Below are 1,581 nucleotides of genomic sequence, written 5' to 3' on the forward strand. Positions count from 1 at the left end.
TGGTCTTACGTCAAGAATTCGGACAAGTTAAATATAGAAATTTCTCAGCTTAGCGATTTGAATGTAGGCCACCACCCTTGACCTTGTTTGTGTCCATGGTAGTGTTCTTGTGGCGGATGGGAAAAATTCAGCCTTTGGGGCTCCATCCGCACAGCCAGCGTACCATGGACAATCACTTCTAAGTTCCGCTGTTGGGGCCCCGACCCCTAACAGCGATCACTAAGAAGTGGCACGGCGGTCAAGGGCAAGCAGCTCCGCTGTGGTTATGCTGCCGGACTTCAGGCATGGCTCACTTTCACGACAGCGGTTGCTCAAAAATGGTTGTATTTGTCTAACTTGCGAAATTAACCTCAAAGTCAAATGGTGATGTCATGTCGCAATGTCCATGAATCCTAACGGTGTTATAAAATGCCTCTATATACTCAAATATAAGTTCATGACCGTGTTTCAGATTTTTAATCACAAAGCGATTAAGCCACTCGCGTTTTATTAATGCATGGAAGGATTCAATACATGCATTATCCCAGGGATTTCCTTTGTTTGAATAACTCCGTATATACTGACCTGCCGGTGTTGATTCAATATAGCTTTTAGATACATACTGGCTTCCACGATCACTGTGAATAATAATGGGTTGACTTAGTTCACGGCTTGTTTTTGCTTTTTCAATAGCCTCAATGACATGTTCTGTGGCTAAGCTATCAGATACCTGCCAGCCAATAATTTTTCTTGAAAAAAGATCCATGACACTGGTGAGATAGATAAAGCCTTCCAGCGTGTGCACATACGTTATATCCGTAACCCAGACAGTATTGGGAGCTGCTGGTTTAAAGTCTCTATCCAGAATATTTTTGAGTTTAATATCAAAATCAGGATCAATGGTTGTTCTCACATATGGACGTACCCAAACCGCTTTAATGCCCTCCTCACGCATGTAGTTACCAACAGTCTTTTCGGATATGACATGACCTCTGGATTGCAGGATTGACGCTATTTTAGGCGCACCGTAAATCTGGTAAGACGCATTATATATTTTTATAATTTTCGTCTTCATTTCTTCCTTTCTTTTTTCCTGCTCGGAAGCTTCGCGCTTTTTCCAACTGTAATACCCTGATGAAGAAACGCCTAATAATTTCAGCACACTGTTAACAGAAACCTTGCGTTTCTCGGCTTCTTGTTGGGTTGCTTGATAAATAGATTCTGTTAATTGCTCAGTATGCCCATAGCCTTTTTTAAGATTTCTAACGCATCCTGTGAATCCCGTAATTCTTTCTTTAAACGGGCAATTTCTTTTTCAGCATCCGAATTGTAATTACCAGATCCTCTGTGTTGAACGACACCATCATTGTTCTTAGCTACTGACACCCACTTTCCCAATGTAGATTCACCAATCTTCAGATCAGCTGCCGCTTTCTTCAGGCTTTTCCCGGATGTATAATAATAATTGACGGCGTCTTGCTTGAACTGTGCATCAAATTGCTTCTTATTTTGTGCCATGTGATGATTCCTCCCAGTTTAATTATATTATACTAAACTAGGAAATCTCTCTGTTTGGGTTGTCCGATTATTATTCTATCATCA

2 protein-coding genes are annotated in these 1,581 nt (G+C 41.1%); both read right to left on the minus strand.

What is annotated here, in order from left to right:
- Nucleotides 1-331 precede the first annotated feature (331 nt).
- The gene (locus IEW67_RS17795) at nt 332-1,267 is read right to left on the minus strand and encodes an IS3 family transposase (RefSeq protein ID WP_188634420.1); all 936 of its coding nucleotides are present in this window, start codon (nt 1,265-1,267) and stop codon (nt 332-334) included.
- Nucleotides 1,204-1,497, minus strand: coding sequence for a transposase (locus IEW67_RS17800; protein WP_188634419.1), 294 nt, complete (start codon nt 1,495-1,497; stop codon nt 1,204-1,206). Before IEW67_RS17800 ends, IEW67_RS17795 begins: the two co-directional genes overlap by 64 nt.
- Nucleotides 1,498-1,581: the final 84 nt, after the last annotated feature.

It is taken from the genome of Lentibacillus kapialis, assembly GCF_014646635.1.
In the GTDB taxonomy this organism is placed as follows: Bacteria; Bacillota; Bacilli; order Bacillales; family Amphibacillaceae; genus Lentibacillus; species Lentibacillus kapialis.

Excerpts from the sequence above, each read along its gene's own strand:
- IEW67_RS17800 (WP_188634419.1), bottom strand. The coding sequence starts at position 1,497 with ATGGCACAAAATAAGAAGCAATTTGATGCACAGTTCAAGCAAGACGCC.